Here is a 16,815-nt window from a genome sequence, read left to right as displayed (position 1 = left end):
CCATGTCAGCATCCGCAGATCTCTGCATCGTCTCCGGCCGCGTGTTCGACGGCCGCGCGCGCACCGTGCACACCGCCGTCGCCGTGCGCGCCGACCGCATCGTCGCGGTCGGCGACGACGCCGCCGTGCTCGCCCACCGCGGCCCCGGCACGCGCGTGGTCGACGCCCGCGGCGGCGCCATCCTGCCCGGCTTCGTCGACGCCCACGCCCACGCCGTATTCGCCGGTGTCGAGCGCCTGAGCCTCGACCTCACCCCGGCGACCACGGTCGAAGAGACGCTCGACCTCGTCGCCCGGGCCGCCGCGGAGCTCGACCGTGCCGGCGCCGCAGACGCCTGGCTCCTCGGCGGCGGCTGGGCGCACGAACTGCTGCCGCACCCCACCCGCCAGATGCTCGACGCGATCGTGCCCGACCGGCCCGTGGCGCTCAGCGACGCCGGCCACCACACCCTCTGGGCGAACAGCCGCGCGCTCGAGATCGCCGGCATCGACCGCGAAACCCCGCAGCCGGCCAACGGTCACGTCTACCACGACGAGCACGGCGACCCCACCGGCTACCTCAACGAGGGCGGCGTCGAACTGCTCGCCCCGTTCATCCCGGCCGCGACCGTCGCAGAGATGACCGAGGGCCTGCTGGAAGCGCAGCGCTTCCTGTGGTCGCTCGGCGTGACCGGCTGGCACGAGGCGATCCTCGGCGAGTTCAACGGCAAGGCCGACTGCACGCCCGCCTACCTCGCCGCGACCGCCGACGGCTCGCTGCGCAGCCGCGTCTCGGGCGCGCTGTGGATCCCAGCCGGCACCACCGTCGCAGAGGTGCCCGCGCTTGTGGCGCGCTTCGAACGGCAACGCGCCGAGAACGAGGCCGCCGGGCTGCCCTCCTCGACGTGCAAGGCGATGGTCGACGGCGTGCCGCAGGGCGAGACCGCCGCGCTGCTCGACCCTTACTGCTCCCACCCGCACTCCGGCGAACTGCACATCGACGCCGAGACCATGCGCGAGCTCGCGATCCGGCTCGACGCGCGCGGCTTCGCCCTGCACCTGCACGTCATGGGCGACCGCGGCACCCGCGTCGCACTCGACGCGATCGAGGCCGCCCGGCAGGCGAACGGCCCCGGCCAGCGCCACCACCTCGCCCACCTCTCGATGATCGCCCCCGAAGACGCGCAGCGCTTCGGCCCGCTCGGCGTCACCGCCAACATCCAGGGGCTCTGGGCCACCACCGACCCGTCGATGATCGCCGTCGTCGGCGAGGAGCGCTCGGCCCGCTCGTACCCGTTCCGCACCATCGTCGAGAGCGGCGCCGACATCGCCATGGGCTCCGACTGGCCCGTGTCGCTCGCCGACCCGTGGCAGGCGATCCACGTCGCCGTCAACCGCGCCCACCCCTTCGGCCCCGGCGCGGGGCTGCCGCCGCTCGACCCAGCGCAGGCCCTCACGCTCACCGAGGCGCTGGCCGCCTACACGAGCGGATCGGCGTCGCTCGTGCTCGGCGTCGCAGGCCGGGTGCGCGTGGGGGAGCGGGCCGACCTCGTGATCGCCACCGAGGACCCCTTCGAGATCCCCGCCGACCAGCTCTTCCGCGTCGGCACGGCCGTCTCGGTGGTGGCCGGCGACGTCGTGCACGAGCGACCCGCCGCCTGATCCGCCCCCGCCCTTGCGGACACTCCGCTGACCCCACACCCAAACCGTTCAAGGAAGCACACCTCATGAAGATCGTCATCGTGGGCGCCGGCATCGGCGGCCTCATCACCGCCCTCAGCCTGGAGGCCGCCGGGTTCACCGACGTTACCGTCGCCGAGCGCACCACCGAGATCCGCGGGCTGGGGGTGGGCGTCAACCTGCTGCCGCACGCCGTGCGCGAGCTCACCGAGCTGGGCGTCGCTGACCGCATCGCCGCGCTCGGCGTCGAACCCGGCACCCTCAGCTACTTCAACCGCCAGGGCCAGCCGATCTGGAGCGAGCCGCGCGGCCGTGACGCCGGCTACGAGTGGCCGCAGCTCTCCGTGCACCGCGGCCGCCTGCAGCTCGAACTGCGCGACCTCGTCGAGGAGCGCCTGGGCGACGTCATCAGACTCGGGCACCGGCTCGTCGATCTGCGCGACGGCGTCGACGGCGATCCGCACGTCCCCGGCGCGACCGCCGTGTTCGAACTGCCCGACGGTACCCGCAGCGAGCTCTCCGCCGACCTCATCGTCGCAGCCGACGGGATCCACTCGGCCGCGCGCAAACTGTTTTACCCCGCCGAGGGGGAGCCCGTCTGGAGCGGCCTCACCCTGTGGCGTGGCACCGCCCTCGTCGAGCCGATGCTCGACGGCCGCACCATGGTGATGGTGGGCGACGCCGAGCAGAAGTTTGTGGCCTACCCGCTGAGCGGCGTTCTTGCAGACGGCAGGCAGCGCCTCAACTTTATCGCCGAGCGCCGCGGCGAGGGCTCGCCCTCCGCCGACTGGAACCGCCAGGTGGAGCGCGGCCCCATTGCCGAAATCTTCGCCGGCTGGAGGACCGACTGGCTCGACATCCCCGCCGTCATCGCCGAGGCTGAAGAACTGCTCGAATACCCCATGGTCGACCGCAACGCCGTGCCGCAGTGGACCTTCGGCAGGGTCGTGCTCCTCGGCGACGCCGCGCACGCGATGTACCCCAATGGGTCGAATGGCGGCTCGCAAGCCACCCTCGACGCCCGCACCCTCGCCTACCAGCTCGCAACCGCGTCCTCGATCGATGCGGCGCTCGCCGCCTATGAGGATGCGCGCCGGCCCGCCACCGCACGCCTCCTCGAACTCACCCGCCAGACGGGCCCCGAGCGCGTCATGCAGATCGCGCGCGAGCGGGCACCCGAGGGCTTCGCCGACATCCACGATGTCATTCCGCGCGAGGAGCTGGAGTCGATCGCGGCAGAGTACAAGGTCGCAGCCGGCTTCCACCCCGAGCAGCTGAACGCGCGCTCCTCGCTTACCGCGCGGGTCGCGGGCGCTACGGATCCGCTCGCCACGGGCGGTGCGGTGTGACATGGGGAGGCGGATCCGGGCCGCGGCTCAGCCCAGTGTGCGAGATCATCGTCGAACTGGGCCAGCCGCGCGACTTCGGCGCGACGCGCGACGGCGAGCGGCGCTTTACCCCCATCCTCGGCGGCGAACTGCGCGGTCTCGCCCACGCCCAAGCCGGCGACGCCGTGCGTGGCCTGCGCGCCGCGATCCTGCCGGGCGGGGGAGACCGGCAGCTGCTGCGCGGGCAGCTGAGCCCGGTCGGTGGGGCGGATCCGCATTCGCATGCCATCCCCTCGCCGGCCGCGGGCCCTGCCGGTATGCCGGCCGGGGCCTCTGCCGCCGCGCCAGTCGTTGAGATCGACGCGCGCTACGACGCCCGCACCGAGCAGGGCGCGCTGATCGGCATGCACGCGGTGGGGGTGCGGCGGATCGGGCCCGACGGCGGGGTGTACTTCAGAGTGACGATTCGCTTCGAGACTTCCGAGCCGGCGCTGGCCGAACTGCAGAACGCGCTCTACGTGGCCGACGGCGTGCGCGAGGCCGACCGGGTGCGTCACACCGTCTACCGAGTCGACTGACGCGGGGCGCGCCGCTGCCGCGCCCCGCACTCACGAGAATCGGGGTCGCTGTTGGCCGTGTCGCGGCGTGCGACACGGCCAACAGCGACCCCGATTGAGTCTGCGGAGCGGAGTTGGGCTGAGCCGGGGCCGCGCGGCGGCCCCGGCTCACGACTACTCGGCGGAAACGTCGAGCCCGTTGACGCGCTGAATCTCGCGCTGATACTCGGCGACCACGGAGCGCGAGACCCGGCAGTCGAGCAGGATCGTGCCCTGAGCCCCGGCCTCGGTCCACGCGCTCAGCGCCTCCAGATCGGCGAGCCGCTCCACCCGCACGCCCTGCGCGCCGAGCGCGGTTGCGAGCGCCGCGAAGTCGACGTCGGGGATGAGCATCGGATCCTGCGCGAGGCCCATCTCGCCGTAGAGGTGTACCTCGGCGCCGTAGGCTCCGTCGTTCCAGACGACGATGACGCCGCTGGGGGAGGTGCGGATCGCGGTTTCGAGATCGGCGAGTGCCATCAGGCCGCCGCCGTCGCCCGTGCTCAGCACGGTGGTGGTGTCTGGGGCTGCTGCGGCGACGCCCGCGACTGTGGGGAAGCCGAGTCCGATGGTCTGGTAGGCGGTGCCCACCATGATCATGCGCTCGGGTGAGGCGACGTGCCAGCGCGTATTGGCCCAACCGATGAAGTGTCCGCCGTCGGTGGTGACGTGGCGGTTCGCTGGGAGCAGCTCGTCGAGGCGCGCCGCGACAGCCCGGGGGTCGAGACGGCCGTCGGCGCAGATGCCGTCGGGGTGGGCCTGCAGGCCGTTGTCGCGCACGCGAAGTGCGCCGCCGGGCTCAAGGCCGGCGATGCTTTCGCGCCATCCGCTCGGCTGTCGCCCTGCCGCTTGCAGTGCGCTCTGCAGTGTGGTGAGCGTCGCGCGTGCGTCGCCCTGCAGCAGCAGATGGGTGATGGGCCGGTTCGTCTTGGGCGGCGCAACCTGCTCGTCATCAATGCGGATCACGGTGGTGCCGGCGCCGAAGAGGTCGCCGAAGCGCATGGTGAACTGGTTGAGGCTCGCGCCGACCACGAGTGCCACGTCGGCGAGCTCGATGGTTTCCATGGCGGCCTGCTGGCCGAAGCCGCCGGTGATGCCGAGATCGTAGCGAGCGTCGGGGAAGATGCTGCGTGCGAGCGCGGTGGTGCCGGTGAGCGCGCCGAGCGTGTCTGCGATGGCACCGAGCTCGGTCGAGGCTCCTGCGAGGTGAGCTCCGCGCCCGGCGATCACGATAGGGCGTTCGGCTTCGAGCAGTGCGAGCACGGCGGCTTCGAGCTGGTGGCTGGCAGAGCCGCCGAGCCGTTCGGGCTGCGGGGTGACGGCGGGCGCGGGTGCGGGGGCTGCAATCTCGGCGACGGAGGCGCTGAGCGCGGCGAGCACGGCGGGGTCGCTGAGATCGATGCCGGCGGATCCCGCGGCGCCGGTGCCCGCGCCTTCGACGGGCGAAGCGACTGCGTCGGCGGTGACGAGGTCGTAGGGGATGCCGAGCACGACGGGGCGTCGCACGCGTCGCGCGTAGGCGACGGCCCGATCCACCGTGCGATCAATATTGGTGACCGAGAGCATATGAGTGCGCACGCCGAGAGCAGCGGCGAGCATTTCTTGGTCGACGTCCCAGGGGCGGGGGCCTGCGCTCGGCGCATCACCCACGACAACGAGCATCGGGGTGCGGGCCTGCGCGGCTTCGGCGAGCGCGGTGAGCGTGTTGGTGAAGCCGGCGCCGTAGGTGGTGGTGGCGATGGCGAGTTTGCCGCTCACCCGGGTGTAGGCATCGGCGGCGGCGACGGTGCCGGCCTCGTGCCGCACCGCGGTGTAGGGCACGCCGAACTGGCCGAGATGCTCGATGAGGTGGGCGTTGCCGTTGCCCATGAGGCCAAAGCTTTGCCCGGAGTGGCGAGCCAGCGCCGATGCGAGGGCATGGGTGAGCGAGGGGGTGGTGGAGTCGGACATCACAGATCCTTGACAGATTCGATGGAATTGAGAACCGTGTATGTCTCGTCGGGCGGCAACCGTGCCTCCGCGACAGCAGCGCCCCTTTTTCGAGCGCCTTAGCCGGCCGGGTCGGATGCGCCGACCGAGCTGGACGGACCTATTCTAGTGACACATTCGGTCGTTCAAGCGTAATTCTGCGCGATCTCCTGCGCCGCCCCCTGCAGCGCTTCGACAATCTCTTCGAGCGTTTCGGGCAGCGAGAAGTGCACGACGGCCACAGCCGCGGGCGGTTCGCCAGGGATGCGCAGCGGCACGGCGACGCCCATGACACCCTCGACAACTTCGTGGCGGCTGAGGGCGTAGCCTGTGCGTTTTGCGGTGAGCGCGGCCTCGCCGAACTCGGGGCTGCCGAGCAGTCGCTCGCGTTCGGCGGCGGAGAGAGAGGCCTCCATGGCGTGCCCGGGGGCACCGCGTTCGACGGGGTGGCGCACGCCGGGATTGCGGGCAATCGCAGTCGCATTCGAGGGTTCGACCGTGATGAGGGTCACGACTTCGTCGATATCGAGCACGGTGAGGAACGCGGTCATGCCGAGCTTGTAGGCGAGCTCGGTGATTGCGGGGGTTGCTGCGGTGTGCAGGGCGGGGGCGACGCCGCGGGCGAGCGCTGTGAGTTTGGGGCCGAGGCGGATCCGCCCCGCATCATCGCGGGCCACGAAGCGCCGCTGTTCCAGTGTGCGGAGGATGCGGTAGGCGTTGGAGCGGTGGATACCCAGCCCCTCGGCGAGCTCGTTGATGGTGAGGGGTGCTTCCGCTTCGGCGAGCAGTTCGAGCGCTTGGAGTCCTCGTAAGAGCGTCTGCGATCCGGCGGTCGCGGACCCGCTCGCGGCGGAAGTGTTCATGAGGCATATTCTTCCCTAGGAATTGTTGCGCCGCGGTGTTGTGCGATCGCGTGCCGCGGTTTATTCTTGGTGTGCGATAATCAAACTTAATGTTCGAATAGTGAACATGAGGGCTTGGGCCCTTCTCAGTGAGGAGAAACAGTGCAGTTCCACCACCACGGATACGTTTCCACCGATCCGCGCGTCCAGCCTGCCGCCGGCGTCGGCATCAACCGTCCGGCCGACCTCCCCTCCGAGATCGACGTGCTCATCGTCGGCTCCGGCCCCGCCGGCATCACCGCCGCGGCCCAGCTCGCCCAGTTCCCCAACATCGTCACCCGCACCGTCGAGCGCCGCGACGGCCGACTCGTGCTCGGTCAGGCCGACGGCATCCAGGCGCGCAGCGTCGAGACCTTCCAGGCCTTCGGATTCGCCGAAGAAATCATCAAAGAGGCCTACCGCATCACCGAAACCGCGTTCTGGAACCCCGACCCCGAGAACCCCCAGAACATCGTGCGCACTGGCTTCACCCCCGACGACCCGCACGGCATCAGCGAGTTCCCGCACCTCATCGTCAACCAGGCCCGCGTCATTGACTACTTCGCCGAATACGCACGCCGCGCCCCCGCCCGCGGCGACGTCGACTACGGATACGAGTTCGTCGACCTCGAAGTCGGCGAGGGGGAGTACCCCGTGGCCGTGACGCTGCGCCGCGTCTCCGGCCGCACCGGAGCCGGCATCAACGCCGCAGAAGACGCCGACGCGAGCACCGGAGAAGACATCGTGGTGCACGCCAAGTACGTGATCGGGGCCGACGGTGCCCGCTCCAGCGTGCGACGCTCTATCGGAGGCTCCCTCCGCGGTGGTGCCTCCATGCACGCCTGGGGCGTCATGGACGTGCTCCCCAGCACCGACTTCCCCGACATTCGCAAGAAGTGCATTATCAACTCCGAGGCCGGCTCTATCCTGCACATCCCGCGTGAAGGCAACCACCTCTGCCGCATCTACGTCGACCTTGGCGAAACCGACGAGCACGACGGCGGCAAGGTGCGCGACACGCCCCTCGAAGATGTCATCGCACAGGCCAACGCGATCTTGCACCCCTACACCCTCGAGGTGCGCGACGTGCCCTGGCACAGCGTCTACGAGGTGGCCCACCGCCTCACCGACCGCTTCGACGACGCAGCGACCTCGCCCGACGGCAAGCCGCGCGTGTTCCTGATGGGCGACGCCTGCCACACGCACAGTGCCAAGGCCGGACAGGGCATGAACGTTTCGATGCAGGACGGCTGGAACCTGGGTTGGAAGCTCGGCTACGTGCTCGAGGGCCGCAGCCCCGAGTCGCTGCTGCGCACCTACTCGGACGAGCGCCAGGTCACTGCGAAGAATCTCATCGACTTCGACCTGGAGTGGTCGACGCTCATGGCGAAGAAGCCGGAGGAGTTCGACTCGCCGTCGCAGCTGCGCGACTTCTACGTGCAGACCGCCGAGTTCCCGGCCGGTTTCATGACCGAGTACGAGGCCTCCATGATCACCTCAGGGAAAGACCACCAGGCCCTCGCCGCCGGTTTCCCGATTGGCAAGCGCTTCAAGTCGGTGATGACCACCCGCGTCGCAGACGCCGTGGATATCCACCTCGGCCACCACCACCGCTCTGACGGCCGATTCCGCGTCTACGCCTTCGCAGACGCCTCGGGATCCGCCCTCGCCCGCTGGGCCGAGTGGCTGCGCACCGCCGAGCAGTCGCCGGTGAGGCGCTTCACGCCCGAGGGCGCCGATATCGACGCCTACTTCGACGTGAAAGCGGTGCTGCAGCAGGAGCACCACGATGTCGACATCATGGCGCTCGACGAACTGTTCCGCCCGCTCTCCGGCCCCTTCCAGCTCGTCGACTACGAGAAGATCTACGCCGCCAAGCCCGAAGACGACATTTTCGAGCAGCGCGACATCAGCCGCGACGGGGCCGTTGTCGTGGTGCGTCCCGACCAGTACGTGTCGGCGATCCTGCCCCTCGACGCCCCCGAACAGCTTGCGGCCTACTTCGAGTCGATCTTCCTGGAGCAGTAGCCTGTCAGTGCGCCGGGCACTCCGGCGCGCAGACAGAAACGGGTGAGGCGTGCGAGCGGAGACCTTCGACAGCGTCGTGATCGGCGGTGGGGCGATGGGGCTCGCCGCCGCCTGGCAGCTCGCGCAGCGCGGGGCGCGGGTGGTGATGCTCGAACGGTTCGAAGCGGGCCACGCGCGCGGTGCCTCTCACGGCGCCACCCGCAACATGAACAACGCCTACGCCGACGCCCACTTCCTCGACCTGTACGACGAAGCAATGCGGCTCTTCCGCGAGCTCGAACAGCGCACCGGACGGCGGCTGCTGGTGCTCGACGGCCTCGTCACGCACGGCGCCGAGCAGCGCGTACAGCGCAGTTTCGAGGCCCTGCGTGCCCGCGGCGCTGCGGCCGAGATGGTGTCGGCCGCAGCGGCCCGAGAACGGTGGCCGGGGCTGCGCTTCGACACCGACGCGCTCGTCAACGGCGATGCCGGCCGCATCAACGCCGCTGAGACGCTTGAGGTGCTCGCCGAGCTCGCCGGGCAGCACGGTGCCGAGCTGCGCTACAGGCATCGGGTCGTGGGCATCGAGCCGGGTGCGGATCGCGTGACGGTCACCGCAGAAGGGCCGAACGGCAGGGTGCGATTCGACTCTGAACGCGCCATCGTCGCCGCGGGAGCGTGGACCGCCCCGCTGCTCGACGGGCTCATCCCGCTGCCCTCGCTCACCGTCACCGAGGAGCACCCCGCACACTTCGCAATTCGCGCAGGCTACGAGTCGGCGGCGTGGCCATCGTTTAACCACTTTCCGCCCGAGCTCGACGTGCGTGGTGGCAGCCGCGGCACCGTCTACGGCATGCTCACCCCAGGCGAAGGCGTGAAAGTCGGCCTGCACCTCACCGGTGAGGCCGTCGACCCGGAGGCTCGCACGTTCCGCGCCACCGATGCACTGCGTCGCGAACTGCGCGCGCACGTTGCCGAGTGGTTTCCCGGCCTCGACCCTGACACGGCCGAAGAGATCAGTTGCACCTACACTTCGACGCAGAGCGAGCGCTTCCTGCTCGACACGAGCGGGCGGATCACGATCGCGGCGGGATTCTCGGGGCAGGGCTTCAAATTCGTGCCCGCGATCGGCCGCGTGCTCGCCGACGCCGCACTGGGCAAGGCCCTACCCCCGGCCCCATTCCGCCTCCCATCCCATGCCTGAGCCTGCGCCACTGCCCCTGCGCTGAAGGAGAAAACGCGAACGGCCCCGGGAACTGTACAGTTCCCGGGGCCGTTCGGGCGCGAGGCCCGTAGTGCGACTTACTTCGCGGCGAAGCGGAAGAGCTTCTTGTTCGCGAACTCCAGCATGCCGACCTTGCCGAGCTCGCGGCCGTAGCCCGACTTCTTCACGCCGCCGAAGGGCACGTCAGCGCCCTCGAGGCCCGAAGCACCGATGAACACCATGCCCACGTCGAGCTGGTTGCCGACCTGCTCGGCGCGATCGAGATCATCGCAGATCACGACGGAACCGAGGCCGTAGGGCGAGGAGTTCGCGAGCTCGATCGCCTCTTCGTCGCTCGACACCTTGTAGAGCTGTGCGACGGGGCCGAAGAGCTCCTGGCTGTAGACATCCATCGAGGGGGTGATGCCGGTGAGCACGGTGGGCGTGAAGAGGTTGCCCTCGGGGGTGTTGTTGCCCACGAGCACCTCGGCGCCCTGATCGATGGCGCCCTGCACCTGGCTGGCGAGGTTCTTGGTGGCCTGCGCCGACGACAGCGGACCGAAGTCCTCGCCGTAGCTCTGGCCGCCAATGGCCGCGACGAACTTCTCCTTGAACTCCTCGAAGTGCTTGTCCATGACGACGATGCGCTTCGAACCGTTGCACGCCTGGCCGGTGTTCTCCATGCGACCGCCCACGGCGTGTGCAACAGCGTGGTCGATGTCATCGGTGTCGAGCACGAGGAAGACGTCCGAGCCGCCCAGCTCGAGCACGCACTTCTTCAGTGCGCGACCGGCCTGCTCCGCGACGATGGCGCCGGCACGCTCGGAGCCGGTCAGCGAGACGCCCTGGATGCGGTCGTCGGCGATGATGTCGGCGAGCTGCTCGTGGGTGGCGAACACGTTGACGTAGGCACCCTCGGGGAAGCCTGCGTCGCGGAACAGCTGCTCGAGTGCGAGCGCCGACTCGGGGCACTGCGCAGCGTGCTTGAGCACGATGGTGTTGCCGAGGATCAGGTTCGGCACTGCGAAGCGTGCAACCTGGTAGTAGGGGTAGTTCCACGGCATGATGCCGAGGATGACGCCGGTGCCCTGGTAGCGGAAGAAGGTCTTCAGACCGTCTTCGACCTCGAGGTGCTCGTCGGCCAGCCACTTCTCGGCGTTGTCGGCGAAGGCTGCGGTGATCGCACCCGAGAACTCGGCCTCGCCGATCGACTGATCGAGGGGCTTGCCCATCTCGCGGTTAATGATCGCGCCCAGCTCATCCTTGCGCTCGTCGAAGAGCTCAGCGGCACGCTTCGCCAGTGCGGCGCGCTCGGCGACGGTGGTCTTGCGAGCCCACTCCTGGTAGGCCTTCTGAGCCGAAGCCAGGCTGGCCTCGATCTCTTCGGCCGTCGCGTCGGGGTACTCGGCGACGGTCTCGCCCGTGGCCGGATTAATTACGGCGAAGGTGCCCATAGATGACTCACTCCTTAGTGACTTCGTCGGGTGTCGGACACAGCCAAGTCTGGCACACCTCGGAGGTGAGCACTAGCGGAGGGGGCGCTCCTTTTCGCGTCGCCCAAGCCCGTATCGTGTGCAGTTCTCGACAGTGTATGGAGCAGAACGCTTCGGAATCCGCGGCAAATCGAGGGGAATGCCACAAGACGCCGGATCCGCCCCACCCATTTCTCAGATTCCATTCCGATGCAGCAGAATGACCCCATGGAGAAGCACACGCTCGGTAACGCCACCGACACCGGCCACATTCACGTTGGGAAGGGCCTCAACGAGGGAGCCCTCGGCGTCGTGGGGTCGACGGTCATCGGCCTTGCCTCCACAGCACCCCTGTACTCGCTCGCAGCGACCCTCGGCTATGTGATCTTGGCCGTCGGCGCGCAGGCCCCGCTCGTGTTCATCATCGCATGTGTGCCCATGATCTTCGCGGCCTTCGCCTACCAGGAGCTCAACCGCGAGATGCCTGACTGCGGCACCACCTTCGTGTGGGGCACCAAGGGATTCGGCCCGGTGGTGGGCTGGATCGGCGGTTGGGCCGTGGCGGTCTCGGCAATCATGGTGCTCGCCAATGTCGGCGAGATCACGGGCAAGTACTTCTGGCTGCTGCTCGGCAACGAAGATTTCGCCAACAACCGGCCCATCGTCGTCGCCACCTCGGTCGTTTTCATGGCGCTCATGACCTTCGTCAGCACCGTCGGCGTGCAGATCGGCGAAAAACTGCAGATGGTGCTCATGACCATCCAGATCGTGGCGATGGTGCTCTTCGGTGTGCTTGCCCTCTGGCACGCCCTTGATGGCAGCAACGCCAGCTCGATCGCTTTCGATTGGCAGTGGTTCAACCCCGCCCAGCTCACCTCGTGGTCCGGGTTCATCGAAGCGGTGCTGCTCGCGCTCTTCATCTACTGGGGCTGGGACACCTGCCTCGCGCTCAACGAAGAGACCAAGAACCCCCGCAAAACCCCCGGCCGTGCAGCGCTGTCAAGCATCGTGGTGCTCATCGTACTCTACGTGGGCATCTCGGTCGCGGTAATGATGTTCGCGGGCTTCGGCGACACCGGCTACGGCCTCACCAACCCCGAGAGCCTCGACGATGTGTTCTCGGTTCTGGGCAGCGCGCTATTCGGCCCCTGGGGTTGGTTCCTCATCCTCGGCGTCATGCTCTCGGCCGCGTCATCAACGCAGACCACCATTCTGCCCACCGCGCGCGGCACCCTCTCCATGGCGGTCTACCGGGCGCTGCCGGCGAAGTTCGCAGAACTGCACCCCAAGTTCAAGACGCCCTGGTTCTCGACCACCCTCATGGGTGCCGCGGCGATCATCTACTACGTGGGCATGTCGATTCTCTCGGAAGACATGCTCGCCGACTCGCTCACCTCAATGGGCCTCGCGGTCGCGCTCTACTATGCAATCACGTCGTTCGCCTGCGTCTGGTACTTCCGTGACACGCTGCGCGACAGCGCCCGCAATCTGTGGATGCGCGGCATCCTGCCGGCCCTCGGCGGCCTCATGCTCGCATACGCTTTCGTGCAGTCGGCGATCGATATGTGGAGCACCGACTACAGTGAGACCGTGCTGCTCGGCATCGGGGGCGCGTTCGTGATCGGCATCGGCGCGATCCTGCTCGGTTTCGTGCTCATGGGCATCTGGTGGTTGCGCCCGAACTCGAAGCCGTTCTTCCGCGGTGAGAGCCTGAACCGGGACACCCCGGTGCTGGTGCCCGACGAGTAAAACGAAGCCTGAACGATACGATTCGAGGAGGAGCGCAGCATGGAACACGTCGATGTCGTGGTCGTCGGTGCGGGGGTCAGCGGCCTGACAGCCGCGAGGCTGCTGAGCGCAGCGGGCCAACGAGTGGTGGTGCTCGAAGCTCGGGAGCGGATCGGCGGTCGCGTGCACACCGAACGCTCCGGCGGCCGCATCACCGATCTCGGCGCATCGTGGATTCACGGTATCGAGCACAGCGCTCTCGCCGAGACGACGGCTGCCTTCGGGATGCCGACGGTCGAGTTCACCGTGGGCAGCTACCAGGCCGGTGGGCGTCCGATCGCCTATTACGGCCCCGAAGGGGACCGGCTCGACGCCCAGGCCACAGCGCAGTTCATCGCCGACGTTGCGCTTGTGGACGCGCATCTTGCGGATGTGATCGCGGCGGCTGCGCCCGCGACGAGCTATGCCACGGTTGCGGAGGCTGCGGTTGCGCGCGCGGCTGCTGAGGGTGCCTGGCCCGAGGATCGTGGAGCGAGGGTGCTCGAGTACCTGCGGCACCGGTCAGAGGAGCAGTACGGCGCCGACGCGACGATGCTCGATGCCCACGGCCTCGACGACGATGCCATCGAGGGTGACGAAGTGGTGTTCCCCGAGGGCTATGACACGCTCGCCTCGCACCTCGCCGCAGGGCTCGACGTGCGGCTCGAACACGTTGTCACGGCGGTGACGCGCCGCAGCGGTGGCTCGGCGAGCAGTGACTCGGCGGGCGGCGTCGAGGTCGAAACCGATCGGGGGCGTTTCACGGCATCGCAAGCGGTGGTGACCGTGCCCGTCGGGGTGCTGCAGTCCGGGGGGATCGTCTTCGACCCGCCGCTGCCCGAGCCGATCGCCGAGGCCCTTGCCGGGCTCAGCATGAACGCCTTCGAGAAGGTCTTCCTGCGCTTCCCCGAGCGGTTCTGGGAGAGCGACGTGTACGCGATCCGCCGTCAAGGTGCAGCGGCGGCCTGGTGGCACTCCTGGTACGACCTCACCGCGCTGCACGGCGAACCGACACTGCTCACCTTCGCTGCGGGGGAGTGCGCCCAGCAGATCCGGGACTGGAGCGACGAACGCATCGTCGCCTCGGTGCTGGCGAGCCTGCGCGAGCTGTACGGGCCGGCTGTGCCCGATCCCGTGCACGCGCAGGTCACCCGCTGGCAGCAGGACCCCTGGGCCGGGGGCGCATACGCCTACATGACTGTCGGATCGCGGCCCGAGGATCATGACCTGCTGGCCACCCCGGTCGACGGAGTGCTGCACCTCGCAGGCGAGGCCACCTGGACCGAGGATCCCGCCACGGTCACAGCGGCCCTCGCCTCTGGCCACCGCGCCGCCGAGCGAATCCTCGGACGTGAGCTGCCCTACAGCTCGCTGTACGGCGGCAACTGAGTCTGGTGCAGCTGCGAGGGCGGTGCCTGAGCACCCGCTTGCGAGTGGTGCGGAGACTGGGGGGCGGGAGCTGCGGCTGGGCTTGCGGCCGGTGCCTGGCCTGGCGCAGCAGCCGTAGCCGACCGCTGCGATGCGTTGCCCGCCGCAGCGCGCCGCGATCCGCCCCGCTTCACGGCCCTCACGATGAGCACCACCACCAGGGCCACCAGGCCCGCGAGCAGCAGCCACGGCAACAGCATGCCCGCAATCACGAGCGCACCGGCCGCCGCCGTGCCCAGCGAGCCGATACCTGCGAGCAGGCCCTCCCAGAAGTTTGCGGGGCCACCGCCGGGCAGCGCCGAGCGCGTCTGCAGCGAAACGAAGATCGTGGCTTCATCGACCTGCGATTCGAGCGACTTCAGCTGCGCGCGCAGACCGTCGAGCTCCTGCTGACGCTGCGACAGCGCCGTCTCGGCTTCAAGCAACTCGCTCGTGGTGGTGGCCTTCGCCATCAGCTCGGTAAGCCGAGTGACCGACTCTTCGAGCGCCGCCACTCGGGCCTGCAGATCGACATGGTCTCGCGTCACATCGAACTCCGAACGGCTCTGCGACAGCACCTCGCCAACGCCTGAAAGCTTGTCAAAGGCCTCGTCGAGGCGATCCTCTGGCACACGCATCGTGACGCTTGCAGAAGCACCCTGCTCGACGGTGTCGCCGCCGGAACGCTTCACCGTCGAAGACTCCACGCGACCACCCAGCTGCTCTGCAAGCTCGGCCACCTCATCGGCGGCGGTGCGCGGATCGGACACTTCGAGTGCAACATCGCCTGTGCGGATCACGGAACGATCGGCCATGCTGCCCGAGGTGCCGCCTGTGGCGGGCAGCGCACCCTTCGACTCCGGTGCGACCGCGGCGTCGCCCAGCTGAGTGACGGGGCCGGGGGCTGACTGCCCGGAGGCCCCACCGGCACCGGGCATGCCAGAGCAGGCGGCCAACGTCATGACGAGGGCGGTCGCGACAACCAGCGGGAGAACGATGCGGCGCTTCATGACCACACTCTATGGCGAGTCGGCTGCGCGCGCGAAGGAGTCTGCTGCGCCCGAGCTGTGCGTGGCGAGATCGTTATCTGGCGGGCGCAGTCGATCGCGACCCACGTGTCGCGTTGGCCCGCGCGCAGCCCTAGTTCAGGGGGATCGACAGGGTGCCGGTCTCGGGCGGCGGCTCGATCGTTCGACCGCGGAGATCCGGAATCCACCGCATTGAGGCGAGCGAGAGCAGCGCAGCCACCAGCAGCACCAGGGCAGCCACCAGGATCGCGCCGCGCGCACCGAGCAAATCGATGGCGATGCCGCCGAACGCCGAACCAGCAGCCACACCCACGAGCTGACCCATGCCCACCCAGCCGTAAGCCTCTGCGGTCTCCGAGAACTTCACCGTGGAAGCAACAATGTTCGACAGCGCAGCGAAGGCCGGGGCCGTGCCGAGCCCACCCAGGAACAGAAGCGTGCTCAGCCACCACATGTTCAAACTCACGAGCGCACCAGCAACACCGATCAGCACGATGCCGATACGCAGCGCCAGCGACCACGGCCGCATCTCGCGATGCCCGATCAGCAGACCGCCGACCAGCGAACCACCGGCGAACAGCGCGAGCACAATGCCCGACTCGATACTGCCGTGCCCGCCACCGTGACCGTTCTGTGCGAACGCCGCAACGACACCGGCCTCAACAGCCGACATCGAAGCCACGAAGAACAGACCCACCGAAGTGGCAATCACCACAGTCGGATACCGCAGCACCGCCCCGAAACGATGCTTCGACTGCTTGAGCTTCACCGCACCCACCGCGGGACTCATGATGAACCAGGCACCGCCCAGCAGCATGAAGCCGGCCGCGACACACAGGCCAACAGTGGTGCCGAACTGCGACGACACGAACACCGCAACCACAGGGCCGAGCACCCAGATGATCTCCTGCGCTGACGCATCAAGCGAAAACAGTGCCGACAACTGCTTGCTGGGCACCAGCTTCGGGTACAGCGTGCGCACCGCCGGGGTGACCGGCGGGGTCGTGAGGCCGATAAGACCGGCAACGCCCGCCACTGCCACGAGCGGCATCTGCGCGAGGGCGATGATCACAAGCAGCGCGGTGCAGACCAGCGACGTCGCCGCCAGCACGGGGCGCATCCCGAAGCGGCCCATGATGCGCCCGCTCAGCGGCCCGGAGATCGCCTGGCCCACGCTCTGCGCCGCCAGCACCACACCCGCCGAGGTGAAGTCACCGAACGCCAGCTCCACATGCAGCAGCAGAATGATCGAAAGCATTCCGAACGGGAAACGGGCGAGCAACTGCGAGACGAGTACACGGACGACCCCTGGTTGCTGCGCCAACGCCCCGTAAATACCCATCAGATCAGTATACGTCTGGGATCGCTCGCGCACAGCGTGCGCAGCGACGGAATCACGTGCCGTGCGGCCTCAGATCTATGGATATCGGTGCACACGGCTGTGCCCGGAAACACCTTCGGGGGCGCTGCGGAAGATGCTCGATGAGAGCCTCCGCAGC

Annotated in this window: 12 protein-coding genes; 7 read left to right on the top strand and 5 right to left on the bottom strand. The window is 68.6% G+C overall.

The window, feature by feature from the left end; genetic code table 11:
• Positions 1–2: 2 nt before the first annotated feature.
• From WFI54_RS05375 to WFI54_RS05365, 3 genes are all read left to right on the top strand, one after another.
• On the top strand, positions 3–1,640 hold the full coding sequence (locus WFI54_RS05375; protein ID WP_336651767.1) for an amidohydrolase: 1,638 nt from the start codon (positions 3–5) through the stop codon (positions 1,638–1,640).
• A 65-nt stretch (positions 1,641–1,705) separates the two neighbouring features.
• Entirely contained in the window at positions 1,706–3,007 is a 1,302-nt protein-coding gene (locus tag WFI54_RS05370) for a flavin-dependent oxidoreductase (protein ID WP_336651766.1), read from the top strand.
• A complete protein-coding gene (locus tag WFI54_RS05365) occupies positions 3,004–3,564 on the top strand; it encodes a DUF3237 domain-containing protein (protein ID WP_336651765.1) in 561 nt (186 codons plus the stop codon). Before WFI54_RS05370 ends, WFI54_RS05365 begins: the two co-directional genes overlap by 4 nt.
• 153 nt (positions 3,565–3,717) lie before the next feature.
• On the opposite strand, the gene WFI54_RS05360 is transcribed toward WFI54_RS05365, so the two are convergent.
• Both WFI54_RS05360 and WFI54_RS05355 read right to left on the bottom strand, forming a co-directional pair.
• Positions 3,718–5,532: a thiamine pyrophosphate-binding protein gene (locus WFI54_RS05360; protein WP_336651764.1), complete on the bottom strand. Its 1,815-nt coding sequence runs from the start codon at positions 5,530–5,532 to the stop codon at positions 3,718–3,720.
• A gap of 164 nt (positions 5,533–5,696) precedes the next feature.
• On the bottom strand, positions 5,697–6,413 hold the full coding sequence (locus WFI54_RS05355; RefSeq protein ID WP_336651763.1) for an IclR family transcriptional regulator: 717 nt from the start codon (positions 6,411–6,413) through the stop codon (positions 5,697–5,699).
• A gap of 141 nt (positions 6,414–6,554) precedes the next feature.
• Between WFI54_RS05355 and WFI54_RS05350 the strand changes: the two genes are divergently transcribed.
• On the top strand, positions 6,555–8,459 hold the full coding sequence (locus tag WFI54_RS05350; protein ID WP_336651762.1) for an FAD-dependent monooxygenase: 1,905 nt from the start codon (positions 6,555–6,557) through the stop codon (positions 8,457–8,459).
• 49 nt (positions 8,460–8,508) lie between these two features.
• Positions 8,509–9,642: an FAD-dependent oxidoreductase gene (locus tag WFI54_RS05345; RefSeq protein ID WP_336651761.1), complete on the top strand. Its 1,134-nt coding sequence runs from the start codon at positions 8,509–8,511 to the stop codon at positions 9,640–9,642.
• 98 nt (positions 9,643–9,740) lie between these two features.
• On the opposite strand, the gene WFI54_RS05340 is transcribed toward WFI54_RS05345, so the two are convergent.
• Complete coding sequence (locus WFI54_RS05340) at positions 9,741–11,096, bottom strand: NAD-dependent succinate-semialdehyde dehydrogenase (RefSeq protein ID WP_336651760.1); 1,356 nt, start codon at positions 11,094–11,096, stop codon at positions 9,741–9,743.
• A gap of 246 nt (positions 11,097–11,342) precedes the next feature.
• Between WFI54_RS05340 and WFI54_RS05335 the strand changes: the two genes are divergently transcribed.
• On the top strand, positions 11,343–12,863 hold the full coding sequence (locus tag WFI54_RS05335) for an APC family permease (RefSeq protein WP_336651759.1): 1,521 nt from the start codon (positions 11,343–11,345) through the stop codon (positions 12,861–12,863).
• Between the two features lie 39 nt (positions 12,864–12,902).
• Positions 12,903–14,270: a flavin monoamine oxidase family protein gene (locus WFI54_RS05330; RefSeq protein ID WP_336651758.1), complete on the top strand. Its 1,368-nt coding sequence runs from the start codon at positions 12,903–12,905 to the stop codon at positions 14,268–14,270.
• Here WFI54_RS05330 and WFI54_RS05325 read toward each other — a convergent pair.
• Both WFI54_RS05325 and WFI54_RS05320 read right to left on the bottom strand, forming a co-directional pair.
• Positions 14,243–15,298, bottom strand: a complete 1,056-nt coding sequence (locus WFI54_RS05325; RefSeq protein ID WP_336651757.1) for a DUF4349 domain-containing protein — start codon at positions 15,296–15,298, stop codon at positions 14,243–14,245. The genes WFI54_RS05330 and WFI54_RS05325 overlap by 28 nt on opposite strands.
• A gap of 130 nt (positions 15,299–15,428) precedes the next feature.
• The gene (locus WFI54_RS05320; RefSeq protein ID WP_336651756.1) at positions 15,429–16,658 is read right to left on the bottom strand and encodes an MFS transporter; all 1,230 of its coding nucleotides are present in this window, start codon (positions 16,656–16,658) and stop codon (positions 15,429–15,431) included.
• Positions 16,659–16,815: the final 157 nt, after the last annotated feature.

It is taken from the genome of Leucobacter sp. MMO-125, assembly GCF_037148395.1.
In the GTDB taxonomy this organism is placed as follows: domain Bacteria; phylum Actinomycetota; class Actinomycetes; order Actinomycetales; family Microbacteriaceae; genus Leucobacter.
This window is presented reverse-complemented; position numbering and strand designations above follow the sequence as displayed.